Origin of the sequence: Staphylococcus sp. 191, assembly GCF_011174885.1 — a bacterium.
GTDB classification, from domain to species: Bacteria; Bacillota; Bacilli; order Staphylococcales; family Staphylococcaceae; genus Staphylococcus; species Staphylococcus coagulans.
Genome location: NZ_PNRJ01000005.1, coordinates 171,347 through 186,043, shown reverse-complemented (window position 1 = coordinate 186,043; position 14,697 = coordinate 171,347). Strand labels below are relative to the sequence as shown.

Annotated in this window: 18 protein-coding genes and 1 riboswitch; of the genes, 10 read left to right on the top strand and 8 right to left on the bottom strand. The window is 36.1% G+C overall.

Annotated features, from left to right (window positions below; genetic code table 11):
• A partial coding sequence (locus C1H58_RS05945; protein ID WP_165545637.1) for an SdrD B-like domain-containing protein occupies positions 1-742 on the top strand: 742 nt, incomplete at its 5' end.
• A gap of 85 nt (positions 743-827) precedes the next feature.
• On the opposite strand, the gene C1H58_RS05940 is transcribed toward C1H58_RS05945, so the two are convergent.
• Positions 828-1,037 (bottom strand): hypothetical protein, encoded by a 210-nt coding sequence (locus C1H58_RS05940; RefSeq protein ID WP_165545636.1) that lies wholly within the window; start codon positions 1,035-1,037, stop codon positions 828-830.
• Positions 1,038-1,123: 86 nt separating this feature from the next.
• Entirely contained in the window at positions 1,124-1,441 is a 318-nt protein-coding gene (locus tag C1H58_RS05935; protein WP_165545635.1) for a magnetosome magnetite crystal formation protein family, read from the bottom strand.
• A gap of 293 nt (positions 1,442-1,734) precedes the next feature.
• On the opposite strand from C1H58_RS05935, the gene menE reads away from it, so the two are divergent.
• Positions 1,735-3,129, top strand: a complete 1,395-nt coding sequence (menE, locus tag C1H58_RS05930; protein ID WP_165545634.1) for an o-succinylbenzoate--CoA ligase — start codon at positions 1,735-1,737, stop codon at positions 3,127-3,129.
• On the top strand, positions 3,126-4,115 hold the full coding sequence (gene menC, locus C1H58_RS05925) for an o-succinylbenzoate synthase (protein ID WP_165545633.1): 990 nt from the start codon (positions 3,126-3,128) through the stop codon (positions 4,113-4,115). Before menE ends, menC begins: the two co-directional genes overlap by 4 nt.
• Here menC and yidD read toward each other — a convergent pair.
• Positions 4,091-4,342, bottom strand: a complete 252-nt coding sequence (gene yidD, locus C1H58_RS05920; RefSeq protein WP_050330616.1) for a membrane protein insertion efficiency factor YidD — start codon at positions 4,340-4,342, stop codon at positions 4,091-4,093. The two genes, menC and yidD, sit on opposite strands and share 25 nt — an antisense overlap.
• Before the next feature lie 57 nt (positions 4,343-4,399).
• Between yidD and ytkD the strand changes: the two genes are divergently transcribed.
• Entirely contained in the window at positions 4,400-4,870 is a 471-nt protein-coding gene (ytkD, locus tag C1H58_RS05915; protein WP_050330617.1) for an RNA deprotection pyrophosphohydrolase, read from the top strand.
• Positions 4,851-5,621: an alpha/beta hydrolase family protein gene (locus C1H58_RS05910; RefSeq protein ID WP_165545632.1), complete on the top strand. Its 771-nt coding sequence runs from the start codon at positions 4,851-4,853 to the stop codon at positions 5,619-5,621. Before ytkD ends, C1H58_RS05910 begins: the two co-directional genes overlap by 20 nt.
• 131 nt (positions 5,622-5,752) lie before the next feature.
• Here the strand turns inward: C1H58_RS05910 and pckA are convergent, their stop codons facing one another.
• Positions 5,753-7,336, bottom strand: coding sequence for a phosphoenolpyruvate carboxykinase (ATP) (pckA, locus tag C1H58_RS05905; RefSeq protein ID WP_165545631.1), 1,584 nt, complete (start codon positions 7,334-7,336; stop codon positions 5,753-5,755).
• A 331-nt stretch (positions 7,337-7,667) separates the two neighbouring features.
• Positions 7,668-7,777, top strand: a riboswitch (SAM riboswitch).
• A 106-nt stretch (positions 7,778-7,883) separates the two neighbouring features.
• Here pckA and metK point away from each other — a divergent pair.
• The 3 genes from metK to C1H58_RS05890 all read left to right on the top strand — a co-directional run bounded on the left by metK (position 7,884) and on the right by C1H58_RS05890 (position 11,506).
• A complete protein-coding gene (gene metK, locus C1H58_RS05900; protein ID WP_050330620.1) occupies positions 7,884-9,083 on the top strand; it encodes a methionine adenosyltransferase in 1,200 nt (399 codons plus the stop codon).
• 89 nt (positions 9,084-9,172) lie between these two features.
• Complete coding sequence (locus C1H58_RS05895; RefSeq protein WP_165545630.1) at positions 9,173-10,084, top strand: NERD domain-containing protein; 912 nt, start codon at positions 9,173-9,175, stop codon at positions 10,082-10,084.
• 585 nt (positions 10,085-10,669) lie between these two features.
• Positions 10,670-11,506: an aldo/keto reductase gene (locus C1H58_RS05890; protein ID WP_165545629.1), complete on the top strand. Its 837-nt coding sequence runs from the start codon at positions 10,670-10,672 to the stop codon at positions 11,504-11,506.
• Positions 11,507-11,644: 138 nt separating this feature from the next.
• On the opposite strand, the gene C1H58_RS05885 is transcribed toward C1H58_RS05890, so the two are convergent.
• From C1H58_RS05885 to C1H58_RS05875, 3 genes are read right to left on the bottom strand one after another with little or no spacing between them, the layout of a single operon-like run.
• Positions 11,645-12,001, bottom strand: coding sequence for a fluoride efflux transporter FluC (locus C1H58_RS05885; RefSeq protein ID WP_165545628.1), 357 nt, complete (start codon positions 11,999-12,001; stop codon positions 11,645-11,647).
• Entirely contained in the window at positions 11,998-12,363 is a 366-nt protein-coding gene (gene crcB, locus C1H58_RS05880) for a fluoride efflux transporter CrcB (RefSeq protein WP_165545627.1), read from the bottom strand. The genes C1H58_RS05885 and crcB overlap by 4 nt, the downstream gene beginning before the upstream one ends.
• A gap of 36 nt (positions 12,364-12,399) precedes the next feature.
• Entirely contained in the window at positions 12,400-12,702 is a 303-nt protein-coding gene (locus C1H58_RS05875; RefSeq protein WP_050330624.1) for a hypothetical protein, read from the bottom strand.
• 155 nt (positions 12,703-12,857) lie between these two features.
• Here C1H58_RS05875 and C1H58_RS05870 point away from each other — a divergent pair, with 155 nt between their 5' ends.
• Together C1H58_RS05870 and C1H58_RS05865 are read left to right on the top strand one after the other, a co-directional pair.
• Entirely contained in the window at positions 12,858-13,568 is a 711-nt protein-coding gene (locus tag C1H58_RS05870; protein WP_165545626.1) for a transaldolase, read from the top strand.
• Positions 13,569-13,815: 247 nt separating this feature from the next.
• A complete protein-coding gene (locus C1H58_RS05865; RefSeq protein ID WP_165545625.1) occupies positions 13,816-14,265 on the top strand; it encodes a hypothetical protein in 450 nt (149 codons plus the stop codon).
• 2 nt (positions 14,266-14,267) lie between these two features.
• Here C1H58_RS05865 and C1H58_RS05860 read toward each other — a convergent pair whose 3' ends face one another.
• Positions 14,268-14,696 (bottom strand): hypothetical protein, encoded by a 429-nt coding sequence (locus C1H58_RS05860; protein WP_165545624.1) that lies wholly within the window; start codon positions 14,694-14,696, stop codon positions 14,268-14,270.
• Between the last annotated feature and the right edge of the window lies 1 nt (position 14,697).

Genomic DNA, 14,697 nt, shown 5'->3' with positions numbered 1-14,697 from the left:
AGGTGAAGTTGTGGCAGAAACGCAAAGTGATGCACAAGGTCACTATCAATTCACGAATGTTAAAAAAGGCAAATATGAAGTGATATTCACAACGCCTGAAGGTTATGAAGCAACAAGTAAGCACACAACAGCGAATACAGAAAAAGATTCCGATGGCTTAGTGGCGAAGATCGAAGTGACTAAAGACGACAACAGTATTGATGCAGGATTTTTCCCATTGAAGAACTGGAATCCTGAGCCACCAATGCCAGAACAACCAACACCAGAGAAGCCGACACCACCAATGCCGAAACAACCAACACCAGAGAAGCCGACGCCACCAATGCCAGAACAACCAACACCAGAGAAGCCGACACCACCAATACCGAAACAACCAACACCAGAGAAGCCGACACCACCAATGCCGGAACAACCAACACCGGAGAAGCCGACACCACCGATGCCGGAACAACCAACACCAGAGAAACCGACACCACCGATGCCGAAACAACCAACACCAGAGAAGCCGACACCACCAATGGTACAAACGCCAGCGGATCAACAACAAGGTAAAGGTCAGATGAAATCATCAACGAACAAGAAAAACCAATCAATGTCTAAAGGTGAGCACGAGACTGCAAAACAATTGCCAAATACAGGGGCATCTAACACATCACAAGCTGGCTGGTTAATGGGTACATTATTACTTACATTAGGTACGGTGATGATAGGTCGAAAACGTAAAAAAGAGAAAACAATTTAATTAAAGATGAAATATCAATAAAACGCGTTTAATAAAAGATAGAATCCGAGGTCTTCATTCATCTGTTTGAAAACCTCGGATTTTATTATTTTGATTTATCTTTTTGCGTGTAGATAAAAGCACTATAGGCTGCAATAGAACAAAATATGGTGAATATAAGCATGCCAGATACTGCAAGAACACGAGCAATAGCGCTTTCTTTATAAATTACAACATAAAATCCTTGTAAGTAAAGGTAAGCAAGTAATGGTAAGATCGAAATAAAAATCGCTAAATTAGGTTGATTTTGCTTCATGTTTAAACCCCCAATAAATAATGCGACTTGTTCATAAAACGATACAACATGCTGTGTTCTTTAAATTGCCTCTATTAAGCAACATTTTACTCATCTGTCACAAGTACTTTAACCCCGCAATATAAATTATAAATAAGATAAAATACACTTCCTAAAGCTGTAAGAATACCCAGGATAAATAGAACGGCAGCTACAGTATGGTTGTATGATTGAGTTAAGCCAAAACAAATAACAGCAATGAGGATTAAGATCCAAGGTAAAATGTGATAAAGTAGCGCTTTTTTAGCATGTGTGGATACTGGTGGTCCTGCAGCAATCCATACGATAATTGGAAATAAAATAGGTGCGAAAAAAACACTAAAATAACTTAAAGAAGCCAATAATTTTTCTGTAGGCGTAGTCATACGCTTCACCTCCAATTGAGAAATAATTTACGCATTGAAATTTACGCATTAAAAATGAATCTATATTTACAAATCAGAGTGAATTTGTAGGGTCCTTCTTGATTTGTACTATAATTTTAAAATTCCACTATTTAAGTGCTTTAAAACGTAAAGTTCTTTTTTTATAAAAATAATACGAATCCCCAATCTCATTTCTCGCTGCTTCATGAAAATAATTTTAGATTTATATCATGCATGAGAGTTCGATTAAGACTATAATAGTATTATTAAGATTTATTCGGGGGGAGACGAATATGGAACATTGGCTCGTACAACAAGCCAAGCAACAGCCGAGAAAAATTGCGATAGAGACCCCAACAGAGTCGTTGACGTTTGAAGAATTATTACAGTTAGCGATTGAAAAAGGGGCTGCATTAAAAGCTTTAAATCGACAACGACTCGGGCTATATATTGATAATACAATTGAAAGCGTTGTGCTCTTACATGCAGCTTGGCTCTATCAAATAGAAATTTCATTGATTAATAATCGCTTAACTGCTTATGAAATTGACCAACAAATGAATGCAATAGGTATTGATTTAATCATCAGTACACAGAATATCCTATTTACAACAAAAACGAAAGTCATATATTCAAGTACATTATTCAGTGAAGAAGCACCTCATATCCATCATTCTGTATCTGAAAATCAAATTGCATCGATTATGTTTACATCGGGGACAACTGGACCTCAAAAGGCAGTTCCGCAAACTTTCGCAAATCATCAATTTAGTGCAGAATCTTGTATTGAAAGTTTAGGTTTTAGTCCATCGTCTAAGTGGCTTGCAGTGCTACCGTTATTTCATATTTCGGGTTTAAGTATTTTATTAAGAAGTGTGCAATACGGATTCACTGTGTACTTACTCGAAAAATTCGATGAAAAAATCATTTTAGAGGCTATTCAGCATAAAGGGATTACGCATATTTCTTTAGTTCCTGTAACGCTGATGCGTTTAATGCAAAACGGGCTCAATCAACCTTATCAGCTTGAAAAAATACTCTTAGGTGGTGCCAAATTAGATGAACAATTGATTCGTCAGGCGCTACAATATCAGTTGCCGATTTATAATTCGTTTGGTATGACTGAAACGTGTTCACAATTTTTAACTGCTTCACCTCAGTTATTGAAAAACAAACCGAATACTGTCGGCCATGCAAGTGAAAATATTGATCTCAAAGTAGTATCTCCGGATGAAAATGGGCACGGAGAACTTTATGTTAAAGCGCAAAATGTGATGAATGGTTATTTATATCCTTCGCATCTTGAGAACGCTTTTGATGCGGAAGGATATTTTAAAACAGGTGATATCGCGAGTATGGACGAAGATGGCGACGTCATCATTTATGATCGACGCAAAGATTTAATTATTAGCGGTGGCGAAAACATTTATCCTTTTGAAATCGAATCTGTAGCTAAAACACATCCTGAAGTTCAAGATGCGATGTGTACGGGCATTGATGATGATGTTTGGGGACAAAGACCGATTTTATATGTAGTTGCACAACAAGCGATTGAAAATATTGAGGGATATTTACAAGCGCGTTTAGCCAGATATAAGCAACCTGCATTTATTTATTTTGTAAAAGCACTTCCATACACAAGTACTGGTAAATTACAAAGACGTTTGTTAAATGAGGGATTTCAATGAAATTAATGGCCATTCATTTTTACCGTTTTAATCCACGATTTATACATCCGATTCAGACAGCAAAAATTAAGCTTACACATAGACGTACGTTGTTTGTTGCATTACAAGACGAACATGGAAAATTATGGTTTGGTGAATGTAATGCTTTTGAAACGGATTGGTATCATCATGAGACAATTGCGGATGTACAACACACCTTACAGAAATGGTTTGATAATGTAAAAGGGCAAGAAATTCGTAATTTTAGTGAAGGTCAAAAACTCGTTTCAACATTAGATGCATTTCCTACTGCACGTGCGACAATTATCATGGCGCTGTATCCGATGTTTTATCCATTGGAATGTTTTTCGATTCCAATGACGATTACAATCAATGGTGATTTTAATCAGCGGCTTATGAAATTAGATCAAGCGGGGAGAATTAAAGTTAAATGGAATACGGATATTTTGTCGCAAGTTAAGATGCTCACAACGATGTATCCGATGATTCCGATTTCTACAGACGCTAACCAAACACTAACTCAAAAAGATGAAGTTACTTTAAAACAATTAAAATTGTATCAACTTGCTTATATAGAAGAACCATTCCAATCTTTAGATGTCAATATAGATGATCAGTCCTTGCCTCCTATAGCGATAGATGAACATGCGACAAGTGAAGAGGCAATTATGGAATGGATACAAAGTAAAGCCGTTCGTATCGTAGTTTTGAAACCTTTTCGTTTAGGAGGGATTGACCGAGTGCTCTCCATCATTGAGAGACTAAAAAAAGAAGAGGTACAATTTGTGTTAGGCGGTATGTACGAATGTGGTTTGAGTCGCTATTATACTGCTTTATTAAGTCGTGAGGGGAATTATGCAGGAGATATTCCTGAAGAAGGTTTTTATTTTAATGAAGATATTGTAAAAGGTTCGGGCACTTTAAAAAATGGGCGGTTATATTTCAAACCGCCCGAAGTGAATCAATCTTTATTATTAGCATGGTGATGCGTATGAGATGTTTTTAAAGGGACAGGATCAAAGCCCCCTTTATGAAATGGATGGCATTTTAAAATTCGTTTTAAGCCGAGCCAGCTTCCTTTTAATGCACCGTGAACTTGAATCGCTTCTAACGTATAATTGGAGCACGTTGGATAGAAACGGCAGGAAGGTGGCGTCAATGGTGAGATAAAGCGCTGATAAAAACGAATCAGTTTGATAAACAAAGTTTTCAAGTTGTAACCTCCTTCAATTGGTTATATTGTAACATAGATAGAAAGGACGTATGGGGTGTGAAGTTTACCGATAGTCATCATCAAACGGTGGTGCTTGAATTTAAAAATCATCACGATGAACAAAATGGTGAACACGTTTTAGCGTTACCAATTTACAATCAAAATCTTGTGTTAACGCGACATAAAGATAGAGGGATTGAATTTCCAGGCGGTAAACGTGAAATTAATGAATCGAGTCAAGAGGCTGTGCAACGTGAATTATATGAAGAAACCGGGTCAACGATAGACACATTTTATTATATTGCACAATACGAGGTGCAAGGGCAATCACATTGTTTCAAAAAAGATGTTTATGTCGTATTTGTCGACCAGATTGAAGATAAAACTTATTATCATGAAACGTATGGACCTATTCTTACAAAGTCATTAGATACTATTCAAGATGATGAAAAAAGTTATTTATTAAATGATCCTGCGATATTAGCATGTGTAGAAAGGATGAAAGAACTTGGCTTTTATCAAAGCTAAACGAATGCCTGGCGAATTCATAACACATAAAGTTGAAGAATGGACGTATCGTGTTGATGACCTTAACGTTAAAGGGCTTTGCGTGGCGCCCCATTCTTATGTCAACAGAATCGTGATCTACTTACGTGGCGGTAAAGGACAAGTAGGGCGAGTTCGTTTAGCAAGATTACTTCAATTTATAAGCCCACATACTTTAGTATTTGCGCCGTATTATAGAGGAAGTAACGGAAGTCAAGGTTTTGATGAATTTGCGGGTAAAGATTTAAATGATGTTGTGGTTGCCGCAACGATGTTAAAAAATATGTATCCGCACGCGTCACTGCATCTAGTTGGATTTTCCAGAGGTGGGATTCAAGGTTTACTTACATTTCAAACTGTTAAAGCCAATAGCTATATTATTTGGGGTGGCGTTACGGATTTAAAGTTAATGTATGAAGAGCGTGTAGATTTAAGAGGTATGTTAAGAAGAATGGTAGGGCATCCTAAAAAAGACATACAAGCCTATCGTAATCGAAATCCACTTCCTGATATTGATGCTGAATCGCCTCCTATTTTAATTATTCACGGAGAACAAGACCGGCAAGTAGGCATTCATCAAGCATATGATTTGGCACAACATTTAGAACAGGTTGGCGCTCGGTATGAAACATTCTATCAACGTGATGAAGGTCACGTGCCTAGACCACAAGCCATGAAAAAAGTTTTAGCTTTCATACAGGATTGGATGCGCCGACATGACAGTCAATCATGAATGAAGCTTATCGATTAAAAAATAAATTTTTATCATTATTACAAATATAAAAGCGCGCCCGTTAAATGGAACTGAGCGCGCTTTTTGCTTACATAAGATTATGAAATTGCTTAAATAAATCAATCATATTCTTAATTCGATTTGAATCCACCGTTTAGTTCTAAATCTTGCGCATTAGCGCCAAATTTTTTGAAGTTATCTTTAAAGCGCTCTACAAGAAGTTGTGCTTGATCAGTATAGGCTTCTTTATCAGACCAAGCATTTTTAGGTTGTAGAATTGTGCTTGGTACGCCTTCAATTTCAGTAGGAATCGACAATCCAAAAACTTCATCTTTTTCGAATCCTGTATTTTTAAGCGCACCATTTATCGCATCATTGACCATTTTTCTTGTATATTTTAATTCAATACGATTACCTACACCATATTTTCCACCTGTCCAACCAGTGTTGACAAGGTAAACATCAACGGCATGTTTATCGATAAGGTCACCGAGTAAATTTGCATAAACTTCAGCTCTAAGAGGTAAGAATGGTGCACCGAAACAAGTTGAGAATGAAGGGACTGGTTCAGTAATGCCTCTTTCTGTACCCGCTAATTTTGAAGTAAAGCCACTCAAGAAGTGATACATCGCTTGATCTTTATTTAATTTAGAAATTGGTGGTAAAACACCAAATGCATCAGCTGTCAAAAAGATAATTGTATTTGGATGAGATGCTTTAGAAGGGAGCACAACATTATCGATATGGTCAATCGGGTAAGCCGCGCGTGTGTTTTCAGTATAATGATTATCATCAAAGTCAATATATCCATGTGCATCAACAACTAAATTTTCAAGTACAGTACCATATCGGATTGCATTGAAAATTTGTGGCTCTTTTTCAGCTGATAAGTTAATCGCTTTAGCATAGCAGCCACCCTCAATATTGAAAACACCGTTCTCGTTCCAACCGTGCTCGTCATCACCAATGAGTTTACGATTTGGGTCTGCTGATAATGTTGTTTTACCTGTTCCAGAGAGTCCAAAGAAGAGTGCGACATCGCCTTTATCTCCAACATTCGCTGAACAATGCATGCTCATAATATTATGTTGTGGTAACAAATAGTTCATGAGAGAGAAGACAGATTTTTTCATTTCACCCGCATATTCTGTGCCACCAATTAAAATCGTTTTATGCTTGAAAGAGATGATAACAAAAGTTTCTGAGCGTGTACCATCAATTTTTGGATCTGCCTTAAAGTGGGGTGCAGAAATTAATGTAAAATCTGCTTTGATTTTTGAAGCTTCTTCTTTAGAAGTCGGTTTAATAAACATATTTTGCGCAAATAAATTATGCCATGCGAATTCATTAACCACTGTCAATTTAAGTTGCGAATTCGAATCACTTCCTGCGTAGCCATTAAAAACAAACAATTCTTCTTTGTCGTTTAAGTAATCAATAACTTTATGGTAGAGATTGAGAAATTTTTCTTCTGATATAGGTTGATTAATCGCCCCCCAATCGATATCGTCTTTCACCTGTGGATTGTCTACAATAAATTTATCTTTAGGTGAGCGCCCCGTGTATTCACCTGTTTTCGCATTGATGGCACCGAGTTCTGTTAACTCTGCTTCATCACGTTTTAAGATTTTGTTATAAAGTTCTGTTGTTGTAAGTTGAAAATGAGAACTTGGCTTATCGATTAATGCCTCTAACGCACTAGTATTAAATGACATGATCTAATCCCCTCCGAATTTTGTTGAATGTAAGCCTTTACAATTTAAGAGTATAACATATTAGAGAAATAATCCCTACTATATTTAAGAAAAAATAACAGCATTTAGATTAAATATTTATTTTTACGTATTCTGCTAGTGATTTCAGCTATAACTTAAACGGAAACTTAAATGCTTCACGTTCATATCCAATTTTTTAGTGGTTTTCTTCCATGAATATCGATGCATTTATCATAAATCTTTCTAGATAAGAAAGGTTTTAGAAATGATTTGTGCAGAAGTACGAAATTGACAGACTGATAAAAGTTATGTAATATAGTGCTAACGGATTCTCTTATCCTGAGTGGTGGAGGGACATGGACCCAATGAAACCCAGCAACCTCTTTTAACGAAGAAAGGTGCCAAACCGTTTGCAGACAAATATGGTCTGAACGATAAGAGCGAATGGACGTTAGAGCCTTCACTCTATTTTATAGTGTTGAAAGGCTCTTTTTTTATTGAGCTCAGAGAGAGAATGTTCGTAATCCATTATATAAAGGAGTTTATTATGACATACAACAGACGCTTATTTACTTCAGAATCAGTAACAGAAGGTCATCCTGATAAGATTGCAGACCAGATTTCTGATGCAATTTTGGATGAAATTTTGAAAGGAGATAAAAATGCACGTGTCGCTTGTGAGACGACAGTGACGACAGGTATGGCCTTAATCGCGGGTGAGATTTCTACTTCTACTTATGTCGATATTCCAAAAGTCGTACGCGAAACAGTTAGAGAGATTGGCTATACACGTGCGAAGTATGGTTACGACTATAAAACAATGTCTGTTTTAACAGCGATAGATGAACAATCACCTGATATTGCACAAGGTGTAGATCGCGCGTTGGAATATCGTGATGAAATGAATGACGAAGAGTTAAATACTGGTGCTGGCGATCAAGGCTTGATGTTCGGTTTTGCGACAAATGAAACAGATACACTCATGCCATTACCAATTGACCTGTCACATAAATTATCGAAACGTTTATCAGAAGTCCGTAAAAATGGAACTTTAGATTATTTACGACCTGATGGTAAAGTCCAAGTGACTGTTGAATATGATGAACAAAATCAACCAAAACGTATCGATACAATCGTTGTTTCTTCACAACATCACGAAGAAATTGAATTAGAAAAAATTCAAAATGATATTAAAGAGTATGTTATTTATCCAACAGTAGACCCAAGCTTATTAGATGAAGAGACTAAATTTTTCATTAATCCAACAGGGCGTTTTGTCATTGGTGGTCCACAAGGCGATGCAGGCTTAACTGGGCGTAAAATTATTGTTGATACTTACGGCGGTTATGCACGTCATGGTGGGGGCGCGTTTTCAGGAAAAGATCCTACAAAAGTAGACCGTTCCGCAGCCTATGCAGCGCGCTATGTCGCAAAAAACATTGTAGCTGCTCAACTTGCAGATAAATGTGAAGTGCAGCTTGCCTACGCCATTGGTGTCGCTCAGCCAGTTTCTATCGCCATCGATACATTTGGTACAGGAAGAGTCAGTGAGGATACTTTAATTCAAGCAGTACGTGATCACTTTGATTTACGGCCTGCTGGAATTATTAAAATGCTTGATTTACAACGTCCAATTTATAAACAAACGGCTGCATATGGCCACTTTGGTCGAAATGATGTGCAATTACCTTGGGAAAAAACAGATAAAATTGAATTATTAAAAGAAGCGGTTTCTGCTTTACAATAAATTTTATTGCTTTAACTATCGCTAATTTTATAGTTATTTAATATAATAGAAATAACTGTAGAAATGTAGATAAAAGGAAGGTATTGCAAATGACACAATTTGGTCCAATCGAAATAGGCCTCATTGCTGCTATTGTAATTGCAGCATTATTCTTTATTTTGTTTTTGGTAGCGCTCAAAAGTAAAAAGAAAGCTAAAGAAAGTTACGCAAGTCAATATCAATCGAAGCAAGATCAACTGACTCACGAACATGAAGAAGAGCTTGAAAAAGTTCGAATTGAAAAGAAAAAAGCGGACACGCAACATAAAGAAGAATATGAAACAATGCTTTCTTCAAAAAATAGAGAAATTGATGCTTTAAAATTATTTTCAAAAAATAGTAGTGAATATGTGACAGATATGCGTTTACTTGGAATACGTGAAAGATTAGTCAAAGAAAAACGTATTCGACCAGAAGATATGCATATCATGGCCAATATCTTTTTACCCACTAATGATTTAGAGGATATTACACGTATGAGTCATCTCGTTTTGACACGCACAGGTCTTTATATTATAGATTCTGAACTTTTAAAAGGTCATGTTTACCAAGGCGTTAGTCAAAATCAATTTTCAGAAAATCCAATGTTAGAGCAAGTTTTCAAAACATTAGATTTAGATCCATTAACACCACAGATGGTTGTGTTAGACCAACAAGATGGTGAACAAAATGCACTTTCAATCAAAGACTATACACAACAAATCAAACAAATTGAGCAAGTTGCAACACAATTGCAACGTCAATTGGATTTAAAATATACACCAACTACGATTTTATATTTTAATCCAAAACGTGAAGGCGATGTAACTATCTCAAGCTTTACAACACAAGGAACAACAAAAGTTTTAGTAGGCCCAGAGCAGTTGAATGAGTTCTTTAACAAATTTGTTTTCCATGGTCGTATTCAATATGATGTCAATGCGCTTCAAAGTATTATGGATGAAATTGAATCTTTTAATTAAGTTGTCTATTGTCATTTGATGAAGCATTTAATATTTAGAGGTTAAGACATATTGAAGTCTTGACCTCTTTTTTTGTTTTTTAGAGGATTAAATGATCAAAAGGGCGAGTTGAATTCGAATCAAAAATTCTTAGATATACCATATAGCTAAAAACGAGGTTTGTTTGAAGTAAGAAGTCGTATAGATGGGTCGAAATAAATATGAAATTGATTACCAAACGAGACGACGAAATCAAATAGATTTCTGTCTCGCATGATAGGAGTACGAAAAACAAGGAAAGCGCAGTAGCTGACTGGACTGTACTTCGCTTTATTAGCACGCCCAGTCCTAGTCATCCTTGCCAGGGCGAGACGACGAAATCAAATAGATTTCTGTCTCGCATGATAGGAGTACGAAAAACAAGGAAAGCGCAGCAGCTGACTGGACTGTACTTCGCTTTATTAGCACGCCCAGTCCTAGTCATCCTTGCCGGGGCGAGACGACGAAATCAAATAGATTTCTGTCTCGCTCCCAAGTTCAATGGCTTTAACATCGATTGAAAATGGTTTAGCATGTAAGGTGGATATTATAAAGGAGCGATGTTGTATGAATGAAAAGTCTTTTTATAATGGAAATCGTATGCCTCAAGTAGGCTTAGGTGTTTTCCGTGTAGAAAATGATGATTCTGCGAAGGATGCTGTTAAGCATGCGATTAAGCATGGTTATCGTAGTATTGATACGGCGATGATTTACAAAAATGAAGAAAAAGTGGGCGAAGGTATTCGTGAAGCTTTAGATGAAAATGGCTTAAAGCGTGAGGATTTATTTATCACGTCTAAGCTTTGGTTAAGTGATTATGGTCGTGACAGTGTAGAAAAAGCTTATCAAGCTTCATTATCGCGTTTAGGTTTAGACTACTTAGATTTATATCTTGTACATTGGCCAGGAACTGATGAAGATTTAATGATTGATACGTGGAAAGGGATGGAAGACCTTTACCAAGATCAAAAAGTTAAAAATATTGGTGTAAGTAATTTTAATGTTGAACATTTGGATCGCTTACTTGCCAATGCACGTATCAAACCTGTGATTAACCAAGTTGAATTCCATCCATATTTGACACAAAAAGCTTTACATGAGTATCTTGATGCACAAAATATTCTTATGGAATCTTGGTCACCTTTAATGAATGCACAAATTTTAGACGATGAGACGGTAAAAAGTGTTGCAGATGAAGTAAACCGCTCAGCTGCACAAGTCATTATTCGTTGGAATGTGCAGCATGGTGTAGTGACAATACCTAAATCAATCACACCAAGTCGTATTGAAGAAAACTTAAATGTTTTTGATTTTGAACTCTCTCAAGAACAAATGGATCGCTTAGATGCGCTCAATGAAAATCGTCGTATTGGACCAGATCCTCTACAATTTAATGGTCAATAAAACTATCAAAACCCGAGATTTCGCTAGCGTTAGGAAACCTCGGGTTTATGCTTTATATATGGATACATAGACAAGTGGTGACTCAGTTTCTTCTTATTAGCTTGTTGCTTTCAAACTTTTTATGTTGAATGGTTAATTTTACAAATGGAATTGCACACCTAACCAACAAGCGATAAAACAAGCACCATATTGCAGTACACTATATATGGCAAACAGCAGCCAATTTTTCGACTGTTGAAGCATTTGTAATAGCTCTAATGATAATGTGGAAAACGTTGTAAAACCGCCAAGTATACCGACAGCAAAAAATAATTGCGCTGCGTGTGTGGCAGTATAGATTTGAAAAAGGTAGCCGATTAGAAAAGAACCTAACAAATTAATGAATAAGGTAGCTATCGGTATTTTGAAAAAATCAAAGCTAGATAGGCGTGCTGTCGTCATTGCGCGCAGTACAGCCCCTAAACCGCCACCTACACATAATAGTAGGACATTCATTTGTGATAACCTCCTAATCGATAACCTAGAAAACAGCATAAAATACCACAACAATAACTGATGAGTGCATAACTCAGTAGTATAAGTAAATGACCATATTCAGCTAAATAAACGAGTTCAAATTGGAAGGTTGAAAAAGTGGTCAATGCCCCTAGAAAGCCAGTTGTTATGCCTTGTTTGATTTGAGGATGTTGGATAAACCACTTTGTAGAGAGACGGGTAAAATATCCCATACCCATTGCACCGATTAAATTAGCAAGAAGGGTGCCGATTGGAAACTGTGAGTCAACAGGAATGAAACTGACTTGCCATCTCAACAATGCACCTATCGCACCGCCTATAAAGATATAAATATATTTCATGCAATCACCTGAGTCCTAAATGGCTTCATGCGCCATTTAAATAATACCAAAGGTAAAAAGGGAACTCACTATATGAATACAAATCACCACTAAAAGAATCCAAGGTTGTATTCGTGACGCTTTATGTATCCAGCTGCGATGCTCTGGCAAATGTTTGATTGATTTGTCTGCAAAAACGATGGATGCAACTAAAATGACAAAGTTTACAATACTACATACAAAAATCAATTTCACAATTGAAGTAAAATGCTTTTCGAGCATAGGGTTTTGTGTATTAAAATAAAAACTAATAAGCATTAATAATACCGATAAGTAAAAGTATTTTTTTGATTTAGACATAGTGCGCCTCCTTTATTTATCGATAGTAATCATATCATATTTTATTTATGAATTGAACGAATGTTGTTCATATGTAAAGCGTTAAAATAGCGGAATAGGACTTAAAAATGGTATAACTATAAATAGGATTAACAGCAATAAGGAGGCTATTTAAAATGGCAGAATTGAAAGTACGCGTATTTGCAGATGGTGCAGATATTGAACAAATGAAAAAAGCTTATCAAAATAAAGAGGTTGACGGTTTTACTACAAATCCAAGTTTAATGGCAAAAGCTGGTGTTAAAGACTATGTGGAATTTGCTAAAGAAGCAGTAGAGGCAATTCCTGATGCATCGATTTCATTCGAAGTTTTTGCTGATGACATGGAAACAATGGAAAAAGAAGCAGAAATCATCCAACAATTTGGTGAAAACATTTTTGTTAAAATTCCAGTTGTAAATTCTAAAGGTGAATCAATGATTCCATTAATTGAAAAATTATCAGCTAAAGGCGTTAAATTGAATGTCACTGCTGTCTATACGATTGAACAAGTTAAAGCTATCACTGAAGCTGTGACTGAAGGTGTAGAAACATATGTGTCTGTTTTTGCAGGACGTATTGCAGATACAGGTGTGGACCCTATGCCATTAATGAAAGAATCAGTTGAAGTGACACATAGTAAAAAAGGCGTGCAATTATTATGGGCAAGCTGTCGCGAGTTATTCAATGTCATTCAAGCTGATGAAATTGGCGCAGATATCATTACATGTCCCTCAGACGTTGTGAAAAAAGTGCCTAACATTGGACGTGACATCAATGAATTATCTGTAGATACAGTTAAAGGATTTGAGAAAGATATTAAATCTTCTGGATTAAGTATCTTATAATTTTTAACTTGTGAGACAGATTTGAATTAATTTCAATGGCTTGTCCCGCTCTGGAAGTCAAGCTACGAAAAGGTTAATTACAAGTTTAAGCGTGAAAAAGTGACTGTGTCTGAAGCATGAGTTGATGCCTCAGACGCAGTCACTTTTTAATTTCTAATGAGTGAAACTCTTATTAGGATCTGCGCTTGTGATATGATAAAGTGAACATAAAAAATGCTGCAAAGATGAAAGGGGGCGCATGTTGCACATGCAGAATCAAGCATTTCAACATCAAATTGAAAAAGATTTATGGTATCTCAATCAACGTGAGAAAAAAGCACTGCACACATATTTAAAATCGCGCGAGATGGATGATATACAAAATAAATATCGTACACCTCAGCGATTTGTTTCCTATTATTTAAAAAATCACATATTTTCGAATGAATTAAAAACGGCCAGTTATTTAACAATGACTTTGATTGGTTTGTTTGTTGTCAATGTGATGCTATTAGGACTATTTATAGGTGCATTACTCTTATGTTTAAGTTCAGCCCATTATTTTATCCAACCGAGCATGAATTTATCAGTAGGATTAGTCATCACGATTATGTTGACTGCACTGATTTCTTTAGTTCTCATTGTCTATTTGATGAAAGTAGCGAATGGGTATTTTACAAAGCGACTCATCGATTATAAATTTAATAAAGCAAAATAAAACTATAATAACTTGGAAAGCATCATAGCATCTTTCCATTTTTTTATAAATTGTATGAGCGGTATAGGTACGATGAGGGTGATATTATGTTCGAAATGGACTTTCGTTTGTTCAAAATAAGAAGAGGCCGCAATGACTTGAACCATATTGATGTATATCTGTACAGGTGCACGTTGAGGTTGCATGGGGCATAAGATGAGTTTTGGATTCAAATAGAAGGGTGATAAATGATACGTATTTAAAAGTTGAATAGAGAGATTTTTCTGAGTACGGAGCTCTTTTTGTGACGTTAATGCCAAATCGTTTAAGAAGCGAGGAAGTGATTGCTTGCTATGGTGCGTATGAGATACATATTTAATTAAAAGTGGATACTCTATATTTTCAGAAGTTTTGAAGTAAAGCATAGTTTCGTGCGCATATTGTATCGTCATC

Excerpts from the sequence above, each read along its gene's own strand:
- C1H58_RS05940 (WP_165545636.1), bottom strand. The coding sequence starts at position 1,037 with ATGAAGCAAAATCAACCTAATTTAGCGATTTTTATTTCGATCTTACCA.
- C1H58_RS05935 (WP_165545635.1), bottom strand. The coding sequence starts at position 1,441 with ATGACTACGCCTACAGAAAAATTATTGGCTTCTTTAAGTTATTTTAGT.
- menE (WP_165545634.1), top strand. The coding sequence starts at position 1,735 with ATGGAACATTGGCTCGTACAACAAGCCAAGCAACAGCCGAGAAAAATT.
- menC (WP_165545633.1), top strand. The coding sequence starts at position 3,126 with ATGAAATTAATGGCCATTCATTTTTACCGTTTTAATCCACGATTTATA.
- pckA (WP_165545631.1), bottom strand. The coding sequence starts at position 7,336 with ATGTCATTTAATACTAGTGCGTTAGAGGCATTAATCGATAAGCCAAGT.
- metK (WP_050330620.1), top strand. The coding sequence starts at position 7,884 with ATGACATACAACAGACGCTTATTTACTTCAGAATCAGTAACAGAAGGT.
- C1H58_RS05895 (WP_165545630.1), top strand. The coding sequence starts at position 9,173 with ATGACACAATTTGGTCCAATCGAAATAGGCCTCATTGCTGCTATTGTA.
- C1H58_RS05890 (WP_165545629.1), top strand. The coding sequence starts at position 10,670 with ATGAATGAAAAGTCTTTTTATAATGGAAATCGTATGCCTCAAGTAGGC.
- C1H58_RS05885 (WP_165545628.1), bottom strand. The coding sequence starts at position 12,001 with ATGAATGTCCTACTATTATGTGTAGGTGGCGGTTTAGGGGCTGTACTG.
- crcB (WP_165545627.1), bottom strand. The coding sequence starts at position 12,363 with ATGAAATATATTTATATCTTTATAGGCGGTGCGATAGGTGCATTGTTG.
- C1H58_RS05875 (WP_050330624.1), bottom strand. The coding sequence starts at position 12,702 with ATGTCTAAATCAAAAAAATACTTTTACTTATCGGTATTATTAATGCTT.
- C1H58_RS05870 (WP_165545626.1), top strand. The coding sequence starts at position 12,858 with ATGGCAGAATTGAAAGTACGCGTATTTGCAGATGGTGCAGATATTGAA.
- C1H58_RS05865 (WP_165545625.1), top strand. The coding sequence starts at position 13,816 with ATGCAGAATCAAGCATTTCAACATCAAATTGAAAAAGATTTATGGTAT.
- C1H58_RS05860 (WP_165545624.1), bottom strand. The coding sequence starts at position 14,696 with ATGACGATACAATATGCGCACGAAACTATGCTTTACTTCAAAACTTCT.